This is a genomic window from Botrimarina mediterranea, from assembly GCF_007753265.1.
Lineage (GTDB): Bacteria > Planctomycetota > Planctomycetia > Pirellulales > Lacipirellulaceae > Botrimarina > Botrimarina mediterranea.
On the sequence record NZ_CP036349.1, the window covers coordinates 2,358,109 to 2,381,400 of the forward strand.

The 23,292-nt window shown below is 56.3% G+C and carries 17 protein-coding genes; 16 read left to right on the plus strand and 1 reads right to left on the minus strand.

Annotated features, from left to right (window positions below; genetic code table 11):
* Window positions 1-2 precede the first annotated feature (2 nt).
* From Spa11_RS09445 to Spa11_RS09490, 10 genes are all read left to right on the plus strand, one after another.
* Window positions 3-1,145, plus strand: a complete 1,143-nt coding sequence (locus tag Spa11_RS09445; RefSeq protein ID WP_145111288.1) for an ABC transporter permease — start codon at window positions 3-5, stop codon at window positions 1,143-1,145.
* A gap of 90 nt (window positions 1,146-1,235) precedes the next feature.
* Window positions 1,236-2,648 (plus strand): TolC family protein, encoded by a 1,413-nt coding sequence (locus Spa11_RS09450; protein ID WP_145111291.1) that lies wholly within the window; start codon window positions 1,236-1,238, stop codon window positions 2,646-2,648.
* A 727-nt stretch (window positions 2,649-3,375) separates the two neighbouring features.
* Window positions 3,376-4,785 carry an efflux RND transporter periplasmic adaptor subunit gene (locus Spa11_RS09455; RefSeq protein ID WP_145111294.1) on the plus strand — a complete coding sequence of 470 codons (1,410 nt, stop codon included), beginning with the start codon at window positions 3,376-3,378 and terminating at the stop codon, window positions 4,783-4,785.
* 52 nt (window positions 4,786-4,837) lie between these two features.
* Window positions 4,838-8,020, plus strand: a complete 3,183-nt coding sequence (locus Spa11_RS09460; RefSeq protein WP_145111297.1) for an efflux RND transporter permease subunit — start codon at window positions 4,838-4,840, stop codon at window positions 8,018-8,020.
* A 53-nt stretch (window positions 8,021-8,073) separates the two neighbouring features.
* Window positions 8,074-8,760: a hypothetical protein gene (locus Spa11_RS09465; RefSeq protein ID WP_145111300.1), complete on the plus strand. Its 687-nt coding sequence runs from the start codon at window positions 8,074-8,076 to the stop codon at window positions 8,758-8,760.
* A gap of 55 nt (window positions 8,761-8,815) precedes the next feature.
* Window positions 8,816-9,340: a hypothetical protein gene (locus Spa11_RS09470; RefSeq protein WP_231933218.1), complete on the plus strand. Its 525-nt coding sequence runs from the start codon at window positions 8,816-8,818 to the stop codon at window positions 9,338-9,340.
* Between the two features lie 58 nt (window positions 9,341-9,398).
* Window positions 9,399-10,877, plus strand: coding sequence for a trypsin-like peptidase domain-containing protein (locus Spa11_RS09475; protein ID WP_197529863.1), 1,479 nt, complete (start codon window positions 9,399-9,401; stop codon window positions 10,875-10,877).
* Between the two features lie 806 nt (window positions 10,878-11,683).
* Window positions 11,684-12,217, plus strand: coding sequence for a hypothetical protein (locus tag Spa11_RS09480; RefSeq protein ID WP_145111306.1), 534 nt, complete (start codon window positions 11,684-11,686; stop codon window positions 12,215-12,217).
* A gap of 637 nt (window positions 12,218-12,854) precedes the next feature.
* A complete protein-coding gene (locus Spa11_RS09485; RefSeq protein WP_145111309.1) occupies window positions 12,855-13,511 on the plus strand; it encodes a cation diffusion facilitator family transporter in 657 nt (218 codons plus the stop codon).
* A gap of 74 nt (window positions 13,512-13,585) precedes the next feature.
* Complete coding sequence (locus Spa11_RS09490; protein WP_145111312.1) at window positions 13,586-16,045, plus strand: heavy metal translocating P-type ATPase; 2,460 nt, start codon at window positions 13,586-13,588, stop codon at window positions 16,043-16,045.
* A gap of 417 nt (window positions 16,046-16,462) precedes the next feature.
* On the opposite strand, the gene Spa11_RS09495 is transcribed toward Spa11_RS09490, so the two are convergent.
* Complete coding sequence (locus tag Spa11_RS09495) at window positions 16,463-16,681, minus strand: transposase (protein WP_145111315.1); 219 nt, start codon at window positions 16,679-16,681, stop codon at window positions 16,463-16,465.
* A 484-nt stretch (window positions 16,682-17,165) separates the two neighbouring features.
* Between Spa11_RS09495 and Spa11_RS09500 the strand changes: the two genes are divergently transcribed.
* The 6 genes from Spa11_RS09500 to Spa11_RS09525 all read left to right on the plus strand — a co-directional run bounded on the left by Spa11_RS09500 (window position 17,166) and on the right by Spa11_RS09525 (window position 23,277).
* Window positions 17,166-17,678 (plus strand): GNAT family N-acetyltransferase, encoded by a 513-nt coding sequence (locus Spa11_RS09500; protein ID WP_145111317.1) that lies wholly within the window; start codon window positions 17,166-17,168, stop codon window positions 17,676-17,678.
* Window positions 17,679-17,740: 62 nt separating this feature from the next.
* Entirely contained in the window at window positions 17,741-18,400 is a 660-nt protein-coding gene (locus Spa11_RS22895; protein ID WP_197529864.1) for a YHS domain-containing protein, read from the plus strand.
* Window positions 18,401-18,450: 50 nt separating this feature from the next.
* Entirely contained in the window at window positions 18,451-19,293 is an 843-nt protein-coding gene (locus Spa11_RS09510) for a Spy/CpxP family protein refolding chaperone (protein WP_145111320.1), read from the plus strand.
* A 57-nt stretch (window positions 19,294-19,350) separates the two neighbouring features.
* Window positions 19,351-19,821 (plus strand): hypothetical protein, encoded by a 471-nt coding sequence (locus Spa11_RS09515; protein WP_145111323.1) that lies wholly within the window; start codon window positions 19,351-19,353, stop codon window positions 19,819-19,821.
* 115 nt (window positions 19,822-19,936) lie between these two features.
* Window positions 19,937-21,286 (plus strand): Glu/Leu/Phe/Val family dehydrogenase, encoded by a 1,350-nt coding sequence (locus Spa11_RS09520; protein WP_145111327.1) that lies wholly within the window; start codon window positions 19,937-19,939, stop codon window positions 21,284-21,286.
* A complete protein-coding gene (locus Spa11_RS09525; RefSeq protein ID WP_231933220.1) occupies window positions 21,283-23,277 on the plus strand; it encodes a 2Fe-2S iron-sulfur cluster-binding protein in 1,995 nt (664 codons plus the stop codon). The genes Spa11_RS09520 and Spa11_RS09525 overlap by 4 nt, the downstream gene beginning before the upstream one ends.
* The last annotated feature ends 15 nt before the right edge of the window (window positions 23,278-23,292 follow it).

Here is a 23,292-nt window from a genome sequence, read left to right on the forward strand (position 1 = left end):
TCATGCTCAAGTTCATCCCTTACGTCTTGAAGAGCCTCTGGCGGCACCGCGCCCGGACACTGCTTACCGTGAGCGGCACGGCCGTGGCGCTGCTGGTCTTCTGCTTTATCGGCGCAGTGCAGCAGGGGCTGCTCGCACTGACCTCGGGTGACGACGCTGGCCGGACGTTGATCGTTTTTCAAGAGAACCGCTTCTGTCCGCAGAGCAGCCGGTTGCCGCAGGATTACGCGGGAGACATCGCGAAGCTTTCGGGCGTGCAAGATGTCGTGCCGGTTAAGGTGTTTACGAACAACTGCCGAGCCAGCCTTGATGCCATCGTGTTCCAGGGAATGCCGCCGGAGAAGCTGAAGGCATGGCGCGATCTCGACTTGCAATCGGGTAGCTGGTCGGCGTTTTCAAGTCAGGACGATGCCGCCTTCGTGGGCGTTGATGTCGCGACACGGCGCGGCCTAGGTGTTGGCGACAAGTTCACCATTGGTGACGTGTCGGTGGTGGTGCAAGGCGTGTTCCACTCCGCCACTGCCGCCGATAACAACCTTATTTTCACTCAGCTTGAGTTTCTGCAACGGGCGCGGGGGGCGAACGACGTCGGCACCGTGACCATGCTGGAAGTGCATCTCAACGACACGGCCGACCCCGAAGCCCTGGCGAAACAGATTGACCAGGCGTTTCACGCTGGCCCTGTCGGTACGACGACTCGCACCAAGGGTATGTTCCAAGCCGATACGCTTGCCGACCTCGCGGAACTGATTGGCTTTGTCCATTGGCTCGGCTACGCCTGCGTTGGCTTAGTGCTGTCGCTCGTCGCCACGACGACCGTCATGGCCGTCCAAGATCGAATCAAGGAACACGCCGTACTCCAAACGCTGGGATTGCGCCCGCTGCGTGTCTTCGGCCTCGTGCTGACCGAGAGCCTGCTCCTCAGCACGCTAGGGGGCGTCCTAGGCGTCGCCGGGAGCGTGCTCTTGCTGTCGCTCAGCGGGATGTCGATAGCAGCCGAAGGGGTAACGATCGCCTTTGAGCCCTCGGTCAATCTAGCGATCCAAGGTGTCGCTGTGGCCGTCGTCGTTGGCATCCTCGCGGGGCTCGCGCCGGGATGGCAGGCGTCGCGGACGGAGATTGTCTCGGCATTGCGCCACGCGTAAGTGACGCGGTTCGGTTTTAGCTAGGCCACGTCGAGTGACAAACCCGATAGAAATCACAAGATAGCTAAACTTTCGTCAAGGAGGTCAAGGATGACCCAATATCGAATCTACAGCGCGGTGGTTCTGCTGCTAGCAACAGGGTGTGCCTCAGGACCACAGCACATCGCTACGCAAACTGAAACGCCGGGCGCAGAGAGTGTCGTCTTGAATAAGCCCACAATCACCAAGGTGGATTATGAAGAAGCCATGACGCCCGAGCTGATTCAACCGCCAACGGTCGCCGAGGGGCTTGCTCTCGAAGCCAGTACAAACGCCCCTGAACGCTTACCGTCTGCTAGCGGACTGACGTTGACCGCTCTGGAGCAGATGGCGTTTGGGAGTAATCCAGCGATCGCCCAGTCCGAAGCGCGGGTGCGGGCGCTCAGGGGCAAGTGGGTGCAAGTCGGTTTAGCGCCAAACCCAACGGCGGGCTACAGTGCCGGAGAAGTTGGCAATGATGGAAAGGCGGGTCAGCAGGGCGGTTTTGCGGGTCAGACGTTTATCACCGCACACAAGCTCCAGCGCAACCGAGCAGTCGTTGCCGCTGAGATCACCCGCGCCGAGCAAGAACTCGTCCAAATTCAGCAGCGGGTGCAAACCGACGTGAGGCGGAGCTACTACGAAGCGCTTCTCGCCCAACGCCGAGTGGAACTAGCAGACCAATTGGTGCGTGTGACTTCGGAAGCGGTCACGGCGTCCAAGTCACTTCTTGAGGCCGAAGAAATCCCGCTCGCGGGCCTCTTGCAAACCGAAGTTCAACAGCAAAACGCCATTGTGCTATCGAGAACCGCTGCGAATGGGCTCTCGCAAGCTTGGCGCCAACTCAGTGCGGTGGTCGGCGGCTCTGACTTACCGTTTCAGCCGCTCGACGGCGACGTCACGCTGCTACCCGAGACCCTCGACTGGCAACAGCAGCTAGTCCGAATTAGCAACGAAAGCCCTGAGATGGCTGCAGCGATGGCCGACGTTGAGCGTGCCCGGCGCGCATTGGATCGGGCTAGTGTCGAAGCAATCCCCGATATCAGCACTCAGGTCTCGGTGCAGTACGATGCCTCGACAACCGACACAATCACCGGTGTGCAAGTCGGCATTCCGCTCCCGATTTGGAACCGCAATCAGGGAGGGATTCGCCAGGCGCAGGCCGAGGTTACCGAGGCGGTGCGGAACGTCGATCGCGTTGAGTTGAACTTGAACCAACGCTTGGCCAATGCTTTTCGAGAGTATTCGGACGCTCAAGTCACCGCTACCAGCTACGCCGAAGAACTCCTTCCCCGGTCGCAGAAAACCTTCGATCTCGTCCAACGCGGCTTTCAGCAAGGGGAGGTCGGATACCTCGACCTCTTGGTCGCTCAGCAGACCTACTCGCAAACCAACCTGATTTACCTCGACGCCCTGGGAAACCTCTGGCGGAGTTATGTCCGGATCGAAGGCTTGCTGCTTGAGGGCAGCCTGGATGCCCGTTGAAGACGCCTGTCCGGATGACGTAGACCCATAAGTAGTCGTCGAGTAAGATTAAGGTTCTAGCCACTTCCCTTGTGCCAGTTGAGTAGTCCCGATTTTGAGTCGCATCCTTCGTAGCCTGACAGCCGTGGCCATTTTGGCCCATGCCCTACTGGGCTGCTGCGCGCACGAAGCCCATGCAGCCGACCACGCAGATTGCGGTCAGGGGCATGGTGAGATCGCGAATGCCAGCTCACATAGGGTTGAGCAACCGAGCGTAGAGGACCATGCTGGGCAAGGTGAGGCGTATTCCATCTTGGAGTTAGGTCCTAGCGACTGCCAGCACGAACCGGCGCCCGAGGCGCCGCATAACTGCCAGCACAATAGCTGTGTGTGGACCACGCACAGCGATAGTGGACTCGATCTAACGCAGCTAACCGTTTGGTTTGCGCTCGGCAACTGCGGGGTGGATCAGTCAAAAGGCTTCGATTTTCATCGACCTCTGCAAAGCTCCTCAGTCGATGATGTCCACTTTGCGCTACCGGTGCGCTCGCATCTTGCGTTGAGTGTCATTCGGATTTGAGCCACTTCTTGAGACGCTGCACGCCTTAATCAAGGCGTCCGTAGCATGTCTCATCCCTCTTGTGTGGTTCTTTCTACGCTGACGTTTTCTGTCCGCGTAGTATCCTCCGTCCAACATCGCGTCTATCCACGCTGTCATGCGTAGGGGTGGACTCGTGGAGCATCGGCTATGTCGGCCCCTCAAAAGCAAACACAGAAGTCCCGCCGGTGGTGGGGTCCCTATCTGCTCGGAATCGGCTGCCTCTTGGTGATTGCCATCGCTGCCTTTGCAACCAAAAGCCAGTGGATGCCGCTGGTGAACGTGCCGGGCATGGCCGGCACCGATTCATTGCAGGAGGACGCCGCCGATCCGCACGCGGGGCACGACCACGGCCAGGCGGGTCATAGTGAGGCCGCGTCGATTGAACTGAGCGACAGAGGGCTCAAGAACATCGGATTCAAGCCGTTTGTCGTTGAGCCGACTCCGTATGAACGCGTTCTTACGCTACCGGCAATTGTGGTCGAGCGGCCGGGAGGCTCGCAGATTCACATCACCGCGCCATTGACCGGCATCGTGACACAGATCCTAGCGGCGAACGGCGAAGCAATAGAACCGGGCCAGCCACTCTTTGAGCTTCGACTAACGCAAGAAGATATCGTCAATGCCCAGCGTGACTACCTCACAACTAACGCAAATCTCGAAATCGTCAATCGTGAAATCAAGCGTCTTGAATCACTAGGTGAGGGGGTCATCGCCGGGAAGCGTATCCTGGAGCAGGAATACGAAAGACAAAAATTAGAAGTCGCATTGCGTGCGAACGAACAAGCGATGCTTTTGCACGGTCTCAGCGATGAGCAGGTGGCCGCCATCCGCCAGACAGGGCAGCTCTTTCGTAACCTTACTGTCTACGCCCCCGAGCATACCGACACAGAGGAAGCGTGTCGGGGGCCGCACTTGTTTACGATCCAGCGGCTAGGGGTGGCCAGAGGCGAGCAAATCGAAGTCGGCCGCGAACTGGCGGTGCTGGCCGACCATTGCGAGTTGCACGTGGAAGGTATCGCGTTTGAAGACGACGCTGCTGAGATACGGGAAGCGGCACGAGAACGCAAAGAAGTGAGCGCTCGGCTTCTGAGGGGCGATTCTCAAGGATCGCTAGTCCGTGGACTAACGATCCGCTACGTCGCAGACCAGATCGACCCCACGTCCCGTGCGTTGAAGGTCTATCTCAGTCTACCCAACGAAGTGGCCTTGGATCGCACCGAGGGCGACAGCAAGCGGTTTCTTGAGTGGAGGTACAAGCCTGGGCAACGAATGGAGATTCGCGTCCCCGTTGAGACTTGGCAGGACCAACTGGTGCTGCCAGTGACCGCAGTCGTCGACGAAGGAGCTGAGGTCTATGCCTACCGTCAAAACGGTGACCACTTCGACCAAGTGCCGGTACATGTGATTTATCGCGATCAAGAGTCGGTTGTCATCGCCAACGATGGGGCGCTCTACGCTCAAGACGTTGTTGCCGGCGACGGCGCGTTCCAGATGCACCTTGCTCTCAAGAACAAGGCGGGCGGCGGTATCGACCCCCACGCTGGACACAACCACTAACGATACGCCAGCGCAACAATCCAGCTCGATCGCTCCTTTCGGTATACCTTCTATGCTCAATGCCATCATCCGATTCGCTCTTCACAATCGCCTCTTGGTGATCGCCGCGGCGATTTTCTTGCTCGGCTATGGTGGATGGCAGGCGACGCAGTTGCCAATCGATGTCTTTCCCAACCTGAATCGCCCTCGCGTTGTGGTCATGACCGAGGCCCATGGGTTAGCGCCTGAAGAAGTCGAAACGCTGGTGACGTTTCCGATTGAGACCGTGCTCAACGGGGCAACCGGTGTTCAAGACGTACGCACCTCCTCGGGGATCGGTCTGTCGGTTGTCTACGTCGAGTTCGATTGGGGCACCAACATTTATAACGACCGCCAGATTGTTGCCGAGCGGATGGCCCTGGCAAGCGATATCTTGCCGGCAGACGTGTCGCCACAACTGATGCCGATTTCCTCGATCATGGGGCAGATCATGATGGTAGGCGTGACAGCCCAAGGGGAAACGTCTCCGATGGAGTTGCGAACACTCTCCGACTGGGTCATCCGGCAACGCCTGCTCACCATCCCCGGCGTCTCCCAGGTCATTGTCATGGGAGGGGACCGTAAGCAGTTTCAGGTGCTGGTCGATCCTGACCTGCTGCTACGCTTTGGCGTCACGCTTCACGAGGTGAAGCAGGCCATCCAGGACAGCAATCAGAATACCGCCGGTGGCTATCTCGATGAGCAAGGACCTAACGAGTTTCTAGTTCGTTCCTTGGGTCGAGTCGGAACCGTCGAAGAGATTGGCGACATCGTCATCAAGCAGAGAGATCGTCAGTCGATCACCCTCTCCCAGGTCGCCCGAGTCGTCGAGGGGGCTCAGGTGAAGCGTGGCGATAGCTCCGCGTTTGCCCGAAACGAACAGGGCGAAATGGTCGGGGGTCGTTCGGTGGTCTTGACCATTCTCAAGCAGCCCGATGCCGATACCCGCGCAGTGACCAACAAGGTGACCGCCGCCTTAGAAGAAATGCGTGCGTCGCTGCCAGCTGACGTCCGGATTCTTCCGGAACTCTACCAGCAAAAAGAGTTCATCGATCTGGCGATCGAGAACGTCGTCGAAGCGCTTCGTGATGGTGCGATCCTCGTCGTCATTATCCTCTTTCTCTTCTTAATGAATGTACGAACGACGCTAATCACGTTAACGGCTATCCCATTGTCGATCGTCATTACGGCGATGGTGTTCACGCTCTTCGGATTATCGGTCAACACGATGACGCTTGGCGGTCTGGCGGTAGCAATCGGTGAGTTGGTCGATGATGCGATTGTCGATGTCGAAAACATCTTCCGGCGTTTGCGCGAAAACCGACACGCGGAGAAGCCGAAAGCTCCCTTACTCGTTGTCTTTCAAGCAAGCGTGGAGATCCGTAACTCGATCGTCTATGGCACCGTTATCGTCATGCTGGTGTTCATTCCCTTATTTGCCCTCACGGGAATGGAAGGACGGCTCTTTACGCCCCTGGGGATCTCCTACATCGTTTCGATTGCATCCTCGCTGCTCGTCTCTCTGACGGTCACGCCGGTTCTCAGCTACTGGCTACTGAAAGGTTCCAGCACCGAAGGCGAAGAACGTGACGGACTCCTGCTGCGTGGCCTCAAGGCGATTGCCGACGTGGTAATTCGTCTCAGCCTGCGGGTTGCTTGGCCTATCCTCATACTCGCAACGATTGCCGTTGGTATTTCAGGGTGGGGTCTCCTACGGCTCGAAAACGACTTCCTACCCCCGTTCAACGAAGGCGCCGTACAGATCAATGTCTTACTCCCACCCGGGACCTCCTTGGAAACGTCGAACCAGGTCGCCGCACGCGTTGAGCAACGCCTCGCCCAGCTCGACGATCTCGTCGCTTTCGTGCGAAAGACGGGTCGGGCCGAGCTGGACGAACATGCCGAGGGAGTCAATGTTTCCGAGTTCGTGGCTACCGTTGATCCGAATACTGAGCGGTCTCGCGAAGAGGTCATCGAAGAGATTAGTGAGGCGCTCGCCGACATTCCCGGCATTGTCACCGCCGTCGAGCAACCGCTTGCCCACCTTATCTCGCACATGCTCTCGGGAGTTAAGGCCCAGGTGGCCATCAAACTATTCGGCGACGACCTCGACGAACTGCGTCGTCAAGCGAAAGGGATTGAAGCCGCGATTGCCGATATCGAGGGCATTCGCGATTTGCAAGTTGAGCAGCAGGTCATTATCCCACAACTTCGCATCGAGGCCGACGGAAAGAAGCTCAAGACGTTTGGGTTGCGTCGTAGCGATGTGAATGAATTTGTTGAGACGGCGATGCAAGGCGCGGTCATTTCGCAAGTGCTTGACGGACAGCGGACGTTTGACCTGATGGTTCGTCTGGGCGAAGAGTTCCGAGAAGACCTGGAAGCGTTGAAACGCCTCCAAATAGACCTGCCCGATGGCGGTAGCGTTAAGCTGGAAGACGTTGCCCGGGTTTATAAGGCGGGTGGTCCTAATACGGTCAATCGAGAGCAGGTGCGCCGACGTATTGTCGTGCAGTGCAACGTCTCGGGACGGGGACTCGTGGATGTCGTCAACGACATGAAGCAACGGCTAGAGCCTGTACGCGAAGAGCTTCCAACCGGCTACTTCATGGAGTTCAGTGGGCAGTTTGAAAGCCAGCAATCGGCCTCCCGGATGATTGCTATTCTGTTCGCCGTGTCCCTCGTCGGCATGTTCTTGGTGCTCTACAAGATGTTTCATTCGGTGAATTTAGCGCTTCAAGTGATGGTCGCTTTGCCAATGGCGTTTATCGGCAGTGTGGCTTCGTTGTACCTAACCGACCAGACACTCACCGTTGCGAGCATGGTCGGCTTTATCTCATTGTGCGGGATCGCGTCTCGCAACGGCATTCTTCTGATCAACCACTACCTCCACCTCGTGAAGTACGAAGGGGAAGGGTGGACGCGAGACATGGTTGTTCATGCCGGTAAGGATCGCCTCGCGCCGGTGTTGATGACCGCGTTGACCTCGGGTATCGGCCTAGTGCCGCTGGCAATGGCGGCCGGTGAACCGGGTAAGGAGATCCTCTACCCAGTAGCGACCGTCATCATAGGCGGACTGGTGACAAGTACGCTTCTGGAGTTCCTCGTTAGGCCGGCGCTCTTCTGGACCATGGGTATATCGGCCGCCAAGCAGGTCGTTGAAGCGGGGCAAGAACAGATCGAGCTTGTTGAAGAAGAAATAGTCGCAGTCGGCTGACGCTGATGTGCGAATTGTGCGGCCATTCGGCCATTAACCTAAGGAAGCCTTCCATGAAAACGCAGATGTTAACGCAGATGTTACTGTTGGCCCCCTTCCTACTCGTTTCGCTAGCGAGTGGTGCCCATGCTCAAGCAGACCGCAACGACGGCAATCAGGAACTAGTGATCGCGCATCGCGTGGTGGAGTGGCAGACCAAGCACTTCGATGACCAGACAAAAGCAAAACAGCATTCGGAGACCCTCACAAGGCTCGGCGCTGAAGTCCGCATGGACCAGCATGAGGGCCACATCGATGTCACCTATCGCTCGCCCTCTTGGCGACCTCTGCGAGTTGAGTCGGATACGCTCGCTCACCAGTGGCAAGAGTGGCTGCGTGCATCGGGTTTTGAGACGATCCACGGGCACAGTCCTGACCACGATGAGCACGCTCATCACGAAGGGCATGACCATGAGCAGGGCGATGCGGCATCTGATGGCGATATCGTCCTGTACCGTGCCCCGGCTTGGGGCGCTCAGCACTTTGATCAACCGGGGAAGGCCGACGAGTTTGTCATCCTCACTCAGGCACTACGTTGTCAAATCGAAACGACAGGCCACGCCGGACACACGGATATTCGCTTCGTTTGTCCTCAATGGACCGCTGTTGAATTCCCCAATCACAAGGTAGCTGAAGCTTGGATAAAATGGCTTGAATCGGCTGGGTTCGAGGTCAAGCACGAAGACTACCACGACCACTAGTTACCTCTTATTCACAGTCTTGTTCTTTATCACCCCACTTACCTCGGAGAGAACCATGAACATTTCACGTTTACTTGCCGGAACGATTGCCAGCGTTTCCGCTCTCTTGCTCACAGTAGTTGGCTGTGGCCAGTCTCAAGATGGCGTTGTTGGTACCGCACCACCCGCGACTGTCGATTCGCATGATCACCCAAGTGAAGGTCCCCATCACGGTGGGCTAATCGAGCTAGGCAATGAAGAGTACCACGCCGAGCTGGTGCATGATGACGCAGCGGGAACCGTGACGGTCTATCTGCTCGACTCGGCTGCAAAAGCGGCCGTTCCAACTGAGGCGCCTGAGCTGCTCGTTAATCTCAGCCATGACGGAAACGCGGAGCAGTTCAAACTGGTCGCGAGCCCGGAAGCGAGCGATCCAGTCGGTAAGTCTTCGCGATTCACGTCAAGCGATGCCGAACTCGCTGAAGACCTAGACCATGAAGGAGCAGCAGCCCAGCTCGTAGTAACCATTGGCGGAAAGCAGTTCCGTGGCAACATTGCTCACGACCACGACGGAGAATCGCATGAAGAGCATGACCAATAATACTTAACAACAACTTTGTGGATTTGACTTGGTCAATATGGGAAAGGTAGCGATCTCTATGAACGGGTTCCTTGTAGCTAGAGCGGTGGCGATTGCTGTGTTGGCGACCGCCTCACTTTCCTGCGTTCATGACCTAGCCTACGCTGCTGAGCTAAACCAGACGGCGGAGAAAAAGGACGAGACGCCTGCGCAGAAACTTTCGACTGAGTTTCGCGAAGCGGCAGAACGGGCGACTCCGGGGCTCGTGACGATCTACACGATGCGGGGCCCTCACGAGACCCCGGAATGGCGGAGCATGGAGGCTCGTGGGGGTACGCATCCCTCGACGCAAAAAACGTCCGGGCCTGCTGCTTACCCCGATGCGGGGTCTCCCGACGAGCAAGGGTCGGGGATCATCGTCGATTCGCAGGGTTTGATACTGACGTGTCACCACGTCGTTGCAGCGGCTGATGTTGTATTCGTTGTCCTGCCGGACGGTCGCCGATTCGAGCCAGTCGAAGTGTATTCCGATCCAGAAGCGGACTTGGCGCTGCTGCGAATTGAGGGAGCAGGAGAGCTATCTGCCGTTCGCCTGGGCAACTCGGATGAGTTGGAAGTCGGTGACTGGGTTGTCTCGTTGGGGAATCCTTACGAACTCAAGCGTTCGGTCAGCGCGGGCATAGTCAGTGCAATGGACCGATGGGTGCCAGGCATTCCACATCCCATGATTCAGAACGACACTGCAACCAACCCTGGTAGTTCTGGGGGCGCTTTGCTCAATCTCGATGGAGAAGTGATTGGCATCATCACCGGGGCTTTCGGCTCGCGTGAAGAGTTTCAAGGCATCGGATTGGCAATTCCTGTCAACCTAGTGACGGACTTTATCGGCTCCAGGAACAACGAGCGGCCACCGATGCAGGCGTATCTCGGCTGCCAAACTCAGAAGCTTTCTCCAGAAGTGGCGAAACAGCTTGAGCTGCCTGTTGCAGGTGGACTCTACGTTAAAGACGTTGAAGAAGGTTCTCCGGCCTCGAAAGCGGGCCTCTCCGAAGGCGACATCATCACTCATTTCGATGGCCAGCCAATCGACGAAGGTTTCCGGCCTGAGCAACTGCATGACGAGCCCAAACCAGAGGAAAAGCACGCATTCTCAGTTGTTCGTGGTGGACGTTCGATTGCCATGGTTGTGAAGATGACTGGATATCCCCACGAAAGAATGGACACTCAAGCCTTAGCTGCGGAACACGCCGTAACCCCTTGCGAGTACTTTGATCAGGCGCTCGGGATGGGGCTTACCACGTTGACACAAGATGTGGCCAGGGAGTTGCGTATCCCGATAGACCAGAAGGGCACCCTCATTACTGAGGTTGCGGTCGCAAGCCCGGCCTACAAGGAAGGGCTTGCTGCGGGAATGGTCGTCGTACGCTACAACGAGCACGCAACGGTCGATCCGAAACTCTACGAAACAGCGGCGAGCAGTGCGCCTGCCGACCGACCGGTGCTTATGCTTGTTCGCTCAAGTAAAGGCAATCATCTTGTCGTGTTTGACGTTCAGTAGTCTGCTTAGCGTACGTATAGGTGTCGATAAACACTAGAGTTGGAACACTGTCCCCTGTGAGTGTGAAGCAGTTGATGTATTGAAGTCATGCGGGCGATATTGATAGATATCTAATGAACGATGGCCAGCCATCACAACTCAACTATTCTGGCGTTAGAATGTTCCGACGTATCAATCTTGTTGTTCGAAAGGCTGTCGCGTTATGCCTGGCCGTCGCGATTTTGTGCCAGACGGCATTGGCGGAGCAATGCGTCTGTTCACCGTGCCCGACGACGGGTTCGTCATCCTGTGCTTGTTGTTATGACCAAGGCGATACTCACAACACGGTTGGCTGTTCAGAATGTTCCGCAATATGCTGTCCCGTCAGTAGCGACGACGGCTCGATTCCCTCGCAGCCCTGCTCATGCCAGTGCCATCAGGCTCCTTTCGGTGTCGTCCCACTCCCTTCAGATATATGGGCGGGATTATATGAACTAATTGACCATGCGGACTTCTATGTGCCCTATTGGCCGATCGTGCCTAAGCCTTCGTCGCTAAGGCTTCTCCGCTTTCATCGGGCGAACGATTCTTGGTCGCCGCTGGAGACATGTATACTTCTCTGCCGGTTCTTGACTTGAAAATGGCTCTGAGCCTTTCGATGTGTCGCTAGCGTAGCTTCTCGTTGATTGGTATCCACTCAGCCGATTGATACCGTTCGTGTCCGCTTGCATCGCTGCCACCGTTGGTGCGATAGGTTTTCCCATTTTGACGGGCATTGCCGGCACGCTGTCTACATTTCAAGCCAAGTACAATAAAAGGAGTTAGCCATGTTAGCCTCTGAATGCGCGCCGCGCGACGTTGAAGGCCATGTTAGTACCACGGGCTTTTGCAGCCCCAGCAAAGCAAGGCAGCCTAAGCCTCGCGAAGTTATTCTGAACAGCGAGACGATTGGATCTGTGATCGTCGTCGAGTTTCGCGATGAAGTTTATGCCTCGATTGAGACACTGTTCCAGCAACATGGCTTGGTCATGGACCGGGCCGAGAGCGCGACGGAACTCGCGGACAAGCTAGTGCGCCATAAGGCGGAGCTAGTTCTAATCAATGGCACACAACCAGACGAAAGTGCTTGGCTCACGTCCGCCAAATTGAGAATCATTGACGCCTACCGATCGGTGTGGATCTACACGCCGAAAGGCCCTAGTGCGATCGACGAGTGGCTCAGTATGGCCGGTGCCGATGACATCATCGTTTACGGGGGCATACTTCACTCGCTGATTGACGCTTTGCAGCATCGCCTCGCGTCACGCGCGACAGGAAGCGGCCGCACCACAAGAAAAGTGGTAAGCCGAATCTCTGCTTAATACATTTCTTAAAACAAGACCTACTGTAACCTAATTGCTTTGCCCGTTGTGGGCGTTGCTATCAAGTTGACTTTCTCATGGAGGATGCCGAAGATGCCAAGTATAGGTATTTCAGCGTTGCTCGTTGCAGTCTTGCTTTGCATCACTGCGACGGGTTGTCAATCAACCAACAAGAACCATCGTCCCGGAGGAGGGTGCCCCAGTTGTGGACCTTAGAAGTTGGCGACTTACGCTTTGCTAGATAAGAGCGAATTGCCCGAAGTGGTTGGGCGGGGAGCTGCCCCGTCCGGCCACTCTGGTACTAACCCGACCCTTCGAACATATGGGTAAGGAATAGCAATATGAAAGATCAGCGTGTGAACGGTTTCGAGAGTGGCCTGCTACCGATGTGCGGGCCGTTGTTGCTAGCAGCTTGTTCAAGGGAAGTGTCGTCGTAAAATCCTGATCCAATTACTCGACATTACCGTAGGCGGAAGATGGCCACGCTCGATTTGCCCAATTTGATGACACCGTGGATAGCGATGATCAAGGCACCAAGAATGTGGATGTCTCCAGAGTCCAAGGCGTGCTTACGCGTCAGTATGAGGTCGTCCAAATCAGAAAGAGGGTTGCTTCGCTGCAATAGGAGGGACACAGCATGAGCGATGAACAAGCTAACCAGATTCGCAAAGGACGTCATCTGGAGACCGTCAGCCTGATCTACAACCTGCTGGAAGTCGGCGTTTCCTTGGCCGCTGGTTTTGCAACCGGCAGTTCGGCTCTGATTAGTTGGGGGATCGACAGCATTGTGGAGAGCAATTCAGCGGCTTTCATGATATGGCGGCTTCACGGTGAAGAGAAGGGCATCGGCCAACGCAATGTTCTGAAACGGAAGAAGATTGCGCTGAGCGTTCTGTCGGTTGCGTTCGCCATCGCTGTGCTGTTCATACTTTACGAATCAATCAGCAAGGTTGTCAGTGGTGAGACATCATCTATTTCTTGGTGGGGAATTGGAATTCTGATGGTGTCTTTGGTCGTTAATCCGATCCTGGCATGGGGAAAATACCGGTTCGGGATGGAGACAGATTCGCCGTCACTGAAGTACGACGCTATCGACACGATGATCTGTGAGTATCAAACGATCGTGGTGTTGCTAGGAATCGGACTAGTGCATTGGCAAGGGTGGTGGTGGGCCGACCCTGTTGCGGCCCTGCTGATAGTTCCCTACGTCGCCTGGGAAGCCTTTCATGCTGGGCGCGATGCCTGGAACGTACACCCGGAGGATGCGGCTGTAGGCAACGATGCTTCGGCTTGATTCCTCGTCAAAGAATGCGGTGCTGGAACTCAAGCCGAGAAGGCAGCCAAATCCCTGAGAAGTAAAGGCGACCTATGAACAAGACGAAGATTTCACTCAGCTTGCTCCTGCCCGGCGTGCCGGACGTCCGTGATGAGTGCGTCCGGCGAATCGCTGAACAACTCAAGATAAGAGGCGGTATCAGTGACGCGCATGGCATTGAGGCCGATGAGAGTCGAGCGGATCAGTTGTGCATCCATTTTGATCCATCTGTCATTTCGCTCTCCGATGTTCGTGAAGTGGCGCAGCGAGCGGGTGCGCGACTCGACGACTGCTATGGACACCTTGTCACGCGAATCGGATCGATGCATGCACGCAGAGCTTCTGCAATAGAAGCTAGGCTATCGCGTATCGATGGGGTCGTTGAAGCCGTCGTCTCGCCCGATGGCACGATGCGTGTGGAATTCGATCGCCAAATTACCAACGAGGAAAAGATAGATTCCACGCTTGGTGAGTGGTCAAAGAAGGCAGTGCGGAAGGACGAAGATCATGCCGGTCACCAGCATGACGATGAAGGCCACGAGGGTGCTCATGATAGTTCCGGGCATGACCACGCCCACGGTGGAATTTTTGGCCCTCGAAGCGAACTGATCTTTGCCGTCCTGTGTGGAGCCTTTTTGCTCGTTGGATGGCTGCTTGAGACATTTACGGAGATGTCAGGATGGGTTCCGCTGGCGTGCTTCATTGCGGCCTATTATTTCGGGGGCTACTACACCGTCACCGAAGCCGTCGAGAAGATTCGGGCAAGCAAGTTCGAGATCGACTTCTTGATGATCGTCGCCGCTGTCGGCGCGGCGGCTCTGGGGGCCTGGGCCGAGGGCGCGCTACTGCTGTTCTTGTTCAGCATTGGGCACGCCTTGGAAGGCTATGCGATGGGGCGCGCCAAGCGGGCCATCGAAGCCCTCTCAGAACTGGCGCCGCGAACGGCTCGCGTGCGCCGCGACGGCGCTGAAGCCGAAGTCGCTGTCGAACAACTGGTCGTCGGTGACGTTGTTATCGTAAAGCCGGACGAGCGGATACCGGCGGACGGCTTTGTGATCGAAGGAGAGTCGAGCGTCGACCAGGCGCCAATTACTGGCGAGAGCGTTCCTGTCGACAAGCAGCCCGTCACCGATCTCGAAGCGGCAGCGGCAGACCCGGAGTCGATTGCAGCGGAGAGTCGGGTATTTGCTGGCACGATCAACCAGGCCGGGGCTATCGAGATTCAGGTCACCAAGACGGCGGCAGAGAATACGCTTGCTCGCGTCGTCACTATGGTCAGCGAAGCGGAAACCCGCGTCTCGCCAACACAGCAGTTCACGAAGCGATTCGAACGGTACTTCGTGCCGTCCGTGATCGCGACGGTTGTGTTGCTGCTGTTCGCGCCGTTGGTGATTGACGAGACACTCTCCGAATCCTTCTACCGGGCCATGGCGGTTCTGGTTGCTGCGAGTCCTTGTGCTCTGGCGATCGCGACCCCCAGTGCGGTGCTCAGCGGAGTTGCTCGTGCGGCCCGCGGGGGCGTGCTCGTCAAAGGGGGTGGACCGCTAGAGCGTCTTGGCCAACTCGATGCTGTCGCGTTCGATAAGACGGGCACTCTGACTGAGGGCGAACCACGGGTTACCGACGTTCGTGCAGCAGAAGGTTTCGAGGAATCTGAGCTGCTTCGCATCGCGATTGCAGTTGAAGACCTCAGTAAGCATCCCCTGGCCAAAGCCGTGGTGCGTGACGGACGAGATAAACTGACTGAGGGAATGGAAGTACCCCAGGCAATGAACCTCAAAAGCATCACGGGCCGAGGTATCCAAGCCGAAGTGGAGGGTCAGTTGGCTCACATCGGCAAAGATGATCTGTTTGGCGAAGTCGAAGGCCCGCCGCTGCCGGACGCGATTCGCGAATTGGTCGAGTCACTAGAGCGTGAAGGTCGCACGACTATGATCGTTCGCCACGCCGACCGCTACCTTGGCGTCATAGGACTGATGGACACACCGCGTGAAGCGGCCAAGCGGACGATTGCCCGACTGAGAAAACTCGGCATCAAGCGGATGATCATGATTTCCGGTGACAATCAGCAAGTTGCGGATGCGGTGGCCAAAGCCGTCGGACTCGACGAAGCGCGTGGCGACCTGATGCCCGAAGATAAAGTAGCTGAAATCAAGAAGCTGAACAGTGAAGCTGGCGTAGCAATGGTAGGCGACGGCGTCAACGACGCCCCCGCGATGGCCTCGGCTTCAGTCGGCATCGCGATGGGGGCCGCCGGAAGCGACGTGGCTTTGGAAACCGCCGACGTGGCCTTGATGGCCGATAACCTCGACCACCTGCCACTGGCAATCGGGCTGAGCCGCGCGACACGCAGCATCATCCGCCAAAACCTCTGGATGAGTCTGGGGATGGTCGCGTTTCTCGTACCGGCGACCATCTTTGGTCTCAGCATCGGCCCGGCAGTCGCACTTCATGAAGGCAGCACGCTGGTCGTGGTCTTCAATGCACTTCGATTACTGGCCTACAGCCCCTAAAACTAGTAGGAGAACTAGCCGTGGAACTCAGGCATATTCTCCTCGGCTTGCTCGAAGGCGTCGTCTGGCACTTGTTCATCAATTACCTTCTCGACACCATTTGCAAGTCAGACCGCAATCTATGGATCGCTTCTGCTGTACTCGTCGGCCACTTCAATCCTGGGTTGGCCATACTGCGAAAATCCAGCTTAAGAGAGGTATGCCGAGAGTGACGAAGGCGTTGAGGAACTAGGTGCGGAGGGCGATTTCGGTCTTTTGACTGGGTGGTTCGCGGTTCTTGAGACGGGTGCCGAAGGTCATCTTCAAGCGGCTCATGGCGGTTTCGGCCAGACTGTGTCGGTGGTAGCCGATTTCTTCCTTCCATACCGGCTTGCCGTCACGGCGGATCTGCCGGAGAAACTCGTCTCGCTCCAGCGGTTAAACCTTCGAGTTGCCGTGTAGACGGCTCTTCGCGTTGCCGCGTAGCGGGATGATCTGGCACATCTTCTCTTCTTCCAAGTGATCGCGAACGCCGCACGTGTCGTACGGCCCGTCGCCGTAGAACGCTTCGACTTCTTGCTTGACTTGCTCCCAGAGTGGCTTCACTTGCATGGCGTCGTGCGTCCGCGATACTGTGCCGTGCGCGTTGAATCGCATTCAACTTGGACGAGAAGGCGTCGTAGGCAAGGAGCATGATGGGCATCTGAGAGCCACCTACCGCGGATTCGCATCCAACCGGTCGCACTAGCAGCGCACTCACGCCCGCAATCCACGCCTTAGCGGTTGGTCAGCGATCTGCGACCCGTTGCAAACGTTTTTGAGCCACGGCCCCTCTGCGCCATTTGGAAATCCCCAGTTTTTCATCGGCTCGCGTGAAGAAGCCAGGGCAGCTTTGCATCCAAACAAGTAGTCTGTGACCATGCCTACCAACAACACAGCGATTTCTGATCGACCACGGCAGAGCGTGTGAGAATCACACGTGGGTAGTCGCCGCCCCACTCAGATGCGATTTGCTGCAGAGCGCCAAGTGCTAACTCGCAAGTTATTCCGAATTCCCTACCTATTTGCCCAACGGGTGATTCCAATGGAGGCGGTGCGTGTGTTGGTACTAGACGTAGATACGCAAGATACTACGCGAAGCATGGATACTCACTCAATTCGTTTCCTGTCACCAGGGTTAGCAGCGGAGTACGCGGCCAGTGGCCAGCTTCTCTATTCGGAAGCCTACCTGGAGAGAATCGACGAAGATCGGATGTGGTGCGTTGGAGCCGAGTCCGCAGAGGGACTTCAATCGTTTGCGTGGCTGCACGAAGGAATCGCAGAGAAGGAAATGAACGAAGGCTACCATTCCGCAACGGCCACAGAAATCAGGCTTTCGGCGGACGCAGCGTTTGTGTTCAACGTCTTTACCACACCTGAATCGCGCGGGTTGGGGCTTATGCCGGCCATTCTTGGACACGCAGCGACGAAATTGCGCCGGACACGTGGCGTCCGATGGCTCGTGACGACCACGGAGATAACCAACGATGCGGCGCGAGCCGGATTCCTCAAGAGCGGGTTTCGTGAGGTTGGCCAATACTTCCGTTACGGCATCGGGAAACAAGCGTGGGGATCGTACCCTAAGCCAGAGGGACCGATTCGAGGATTCGCCTAAGAGCAGAGTATCATCGATCGCCATAGGCGAATACGTAACAACCTTGATTACGGAGGAACGTCATGGACGCCATGGACCGATTTAAGCGAGAGGTAGACCGCCGCCTCTCGAAAGCAACAGAACGGGAGGGCGACGAGAAGACTCAGCTGGCCTTAGAGATGGCAGTTTTAGCTGCCCGCCACGAAGAGTACGACGTACTCGCCAGCAAGCTGATTGAGAAAACGCTTCTGCCGAGAGTATTGGCACTCGCCAGCCGGTTTGAGAATGCCGAAGTCCAGCATGTAGAAGGTCGGTGCCTGGTGAGTTGTCGGTTCCGCCACTCGGCACGCTTTCCGGCAACGGTAGAGTTGCAGATGGGCGTCACTCCCGACGAACGGATCGAAAAAGTGGTCGTCTACTACGATCTCTCCATCCTACCGATATTCATGAAGTTTCAAAAACACGACCAGGTGATCTGGGATTTGGATGACGTGGACGAGGAAGCGTTCACGTCTTGGGTGGAGTCGCACCTCGTCAGTTTCTTGGAGACTTACCTGCGGATCGAAGAAGTCGATCAATACCAGCAGGGGAGCCTATGCACCGACCCGGTGTGTGGGATGCGAATTCGCAAGTCGGCGGCCGCAGCGACTGCAAATTACGACGGTGCGACGTTCTATTTCTGTGTGGAGGGGTGCCGGGACACGTTTGTTAGCGACCCCAAACGCTACGTGGACACACGATAGCGCGCCTTCACCAGATCGCCAGTGTTCCCTTGTTTCAACAGGAGTGCTCAATGATCGCTATGATTCGCTATCAACATACAATCGCTATTGCCGCTGCTTTGATGGCGATTGTAGTCGCCTCTATCGCGTATGCTCAAGAGAATACGGCGAGTCGTTCGTCGCTTGACCAAGCAGATCTTGTAGCCGAACTGCAAAACCTCCATGCCAAGGTGGCGGCCCTGGAAGCTGCGCTGGAGACACAGCATCAATCTCTCTACGGGGCTCCAACTTCGACAGATTCTTCTACTGCGTCTATGCAGCAAATCGGCGGAATGGGGGTGGGGGCGACACAGGGTAAGGCCGCAACGCAAGCCATGCCAAGGGATTCGGACAGCTCACTGTCAGGGATGGGAATGGGCATGATGGACGAAGGCATGGGCGGCATGGGAATGATGTCCATGATGAAAGGAAAGAAGGGAATGATGGGCATGGGTATGATGGGAATGAACCCTGCCATGGCATCGGACTCAATGGCCGGGATGGACATGCCATCGGCATTGCCCGGATTCCCCGGAGCGTCGCATGTGTATCACATCGGCCAGACCGGGTTCTTTCTCGATCACCCCGAGCACATCACGCTGTCCGACGAGCAACAAAAGAAACTCAACTCGATCAAGGAGTCATCGTTGCTGGCGACTTCAACGGCCCAGCGCGAAATCGCAGAAGCCGAACAGGAATTGTGGAAGCTGACGGCTGCCGCTGAACCAGACATCAAGAAAATCGAAGCAAAAGCCAAAGAGATTGCCCAGCTCCAAGTCGCTACTCGGATTGCATTCATCCGCTCTGTCGGAGAAGCCGCCAGTGTACTGACGAAAGAGCAACGTCAAGCGTTGATTGGAGAAGGAAAGGAGTAGTGCCGAAACCAAACAGGACAAATAGTTACTGAACCTAACAGAAAGCAGGAGACCCTCATGCAAACGAAAACCAAATGTATTGGTGGAGTCAGTGTGGTTGCGGCAATCGCTCTTTGCATAGCGATCGCATTCACCGGACTGGCACACGCTCAGGACAAGAGTCACGATTCGCACAGCGGGACGCACGATCACGGTCCCGAAATGAAGATGATGAGAATGACGCAGATCAAGACGCAGGCCGAAGCGGAAGCACTCAAGCCGGGCGATTCGATCGCGATGGTATGCAGTATGTGCAAAATCGTGACCGTTCATGCTGTCGGCAAGGACAAGTCACACGTGAAAATGATGACGGTCGGTAACAAGCATACCTGTTCCGCTTGCGACGGCAAGGTGACGGTTGAAGGTACTGGCAAAGGAAAGGGCAAGCATCAAGAAGTAAAGCATGTCTGCGGCAAGTGCGGCGATGATGCGATGTTTGTGGTTGCGACGAAGGCGGACGATCACGACAAGCACAGTCAGCACAAGTAGTTTGACTTGTTGGAATGCCCTGAAGAACCGCGTGGCTCGTGCATCAAAGCTCACGGAGGTGCGCTCGGTGTTCGGGCCGCGTGTTGTTTGCTGAACGGGAATCTGAAAGGCTGCCATGTCAGACCATGACGACATCTTCGAGAACGCGCTTCTTCGACTCGACCGAGCGGCTCAGTTTGTACAGATTGATCCAGAAGCACTGGAGCGCCTGAAACATCCGAAGTCGGTCGTGCATGTCAGTATTCCAGTTCGGATGGACGACGGATCACTGCGAAGCTTTGAAGGCTACCGTGTCCGACACGACGACACTCGCGGACCGACCAAGGGAGGAATCCGCTTTCATCCGCAGGTGCATCTTGGTGAAGTCAAAGCACTGGCGTTTTGGATGACCTGCAAGTGTGCGGTTGCGGGCATTCCTTTTGGCGGTGGAAAGGGAGGCATAATTGTCAATCCGAAAGAGCTTTCCCGAATGGAACTGGAGCGACTCAGTCGCGGGTTCGTCCAGCAGCTCGCCGATTTCATTGGTCCTGACACAGACATTCCGGCTCCTGATGTCTATACAAACTCAATGATTATGGGCTGGATGATGGATGAGTATTCCACGATCCAGCGGCAACGCACCCCGGATGTCATTACTGGCAAACCGATCCCACTTGGCGGCAGTCTTGGTCGCGATGATGCCACCGGACGCGGCGCTTACTACTGCATCAAAGAATTGGAGCGGTTCAACAACTGGACTCGCGGAAACGTGCGAGTTGCCGTTCAGGGATTCGGAAACGCTGGTCAGCACGTAGCACGCCTGCTTCATAAGGACGGTTACCGGTGTGTGGCCATCAGTGACTCCAAAGGCGCAATCTATCGCGAAGATGGAATAGATATTCCGCGGGCGATCGAACTTAAGCAGTCTCAAACGTCCATCTCGAACGTGTACGACGAACGAAGTGTTTGTGACTGTCCGGAATGTGGATGTGTGGACTGTCATTGCAAATCAAATGATGCTGGCAGTGGTGCTGTTATCACGAATGAGCAGCTACTTGAGTTGGACGTTGACGTGCTGATTCCGGCTGCCTTAGAGAACCAGATCACCGGCGAAAATGCCTCGCGAATCACGGCTCCCTACATCGTCGAAGTTGCCAACGGTCCAACAACGACGGAAGCCGACAACATCCTGAAAGAACTGGGGGCGACAGTTGTTCCCGACATCTTGGCCAATGCTGGCGGCGTCACAGTCAGCTACTTCGAGTGGACTCAGAATCGAGCGGGCTACTACTGGAGCGAGAAGAAAGTGCAGGAGCGGTTGCAGCGGATCATGGCTCAAGAATTCGAAGCTGTTCACGATTTGAGCGTCGAAGCCGAAATCGACATGCGAACTGCTGCCTATGCCCACGCACTCAATCGTATCGGCGAAGCGATGGAATCGCAGGGAACAAGTCGATACTTCAACTCAGTGATGAAGGTGACATGAACGAAAAGAATGGAAACACAATCAGCAAGTCGACACCCGGTCTAACATGGCTTGCCACGTTGTTTGCCATCGTGTTGTTGCTTCTCACGGCTGCTTCGACCACAAACGCTCAGGTTTCCCAAGAAGAACACGCCCAGCATCATCCGGGGCAAACCGGGGATGCAAAAGGCGGTCCCGGAATGGGAGGCCCACCCGAAGGTGCCGGTCCGCAAAATGGCATGGGCGGCGGTATGGGCGGAATGATGGATGGCATGATGGAGAAAATGGCTGCGCCCAAGCCCAAGGACCTCTACCCGTCCTTGATGGAGCTGCCTGACCTGCCGATAGAGCGTCGGGGCGAACTTGAGCAGGAAGCTCATGGCCGAATGATCGCCGGAACTCGCTTGTTGGGCGAAGGCTTTGAGGAGTTATCTCGTTCTGCTGCCGGCGATGACTTTGCGGCGATGCAGTCTGCCACGGCCAAGATTCGCGAAGGCTTGAGCGACTTTGAAAGCGGGCTGGCCGCACATCGTGCCTTGCGAGAAGGGAAGGCACCGCGAGACGTCGCTTTGCAGTGGTTCAAACGCGAACTGAACATCGACGACTCGGTCAATGTAGCCCGATCTCAGGCACTACTCTGGGGAATGTCGCCGTTTCATGCCAGCGTGATGGTTGTCTTAATCGCGTTTGCGGTCGCCATGATCTGGATGTACTTCTTCAAGATGCGACGCGCGGCGTCACTGCTGGAAAAGCTGTCCACTCCAAACGCCATCGCCGAAGGTGTCGGAGTCCAAAGCGGGTCCGGTCGTACGGCCCCATCGACCGAGAGTGCCTCGTCAGTCGAAACGACGCCTAAACAAACGGCAACTCAACTTTCAGAACCTGCTGATTGTTGTGCGACCGGCGACGGCTGTCCTACCGAAGCTCCCGCCGACGGGATTGATTCCAGCGGGTTGATTCCAGTCGCCAAGAAAACTCTCTGTCGACTACGAGTCGCAAAGATCACGCAGGAAACCGAAGACGTGAAAACCATTCGCCTTGTGGCCTGCCACGGCGGTCGAATTCCGTTTAACTACCTACCCGGCCAGTTTCTGACTTTTACGCTGCCGGTTGGCGAAAAACCGATACGACGCAGCTACACAATTTCGTCGGCTCCAACCCAAGCATACTACTGTGAAGTCACCGTCAAACGAGAAGATAAGGGTGCGGGGTCACGGTACCTCTGCGATGAACTTAAAGTCGGTGACACACTGGAAGTTAAAGCCCCCAGCGGGCGGTTTACGTTCACAGGCGAGGAGTCGGACAGGGTGGTGCTGATCGCTGGTGGAGTTGGAATTACGCCGATGATGAGTGTCACGCGAGCGCTAACAGATATGTGCTGGCCCGGTGAGATTCACTTCATCGTCGCCTGCCGCGATCCAAAGCACTTTATCTTCGAGTCAGAAATCAAACGGCTTGAAGAACGATACGACAACCTGCACGTTCACGTTGCCATGAGTCGCATTGATCAGGAAATCAACGGCTATCGCAAGGGAAGACTTACTAAGGAATTGCTGGCCGAGTGGGTGCCGGATATAGCATCACATCGAGTTCACATCTGTGGCGCTCCAGCGATGATGGACGCCACCAAAGCCATGCTGTCCAAACTCGGTGTTCCGGTTGAGAACATCCATACAGAGAACTTCGGTTCCACGCAAAAGCCCAAGGCTAAAGTTGCCAAGGGTCAGGAAGCCCATGAGCCGAAGGCGACGGGAGCCAAAATCACGTTCGCGAAGTCTGATAAGTCCACTGAACTTTTGGCCGATGAAACGCTTCTCGAAGCGGCTGAGCGAGTCGGAGTAGGCATCGACTATTCCTGCCGTGTCGGGACGTGCGGCATTTGCCTCGCGAAGTTGCTCTCCGGCGATGTGACGATGGAAGTCGATGACGGCTTGGAGCCGGAAGACCGCAAAGCTGGCATGATTCTGTGTTGCCAAGCGAAAGCGAAGCAAGACGTGAGCATCGAAGCGTGATGTTGGAGAAGCCGA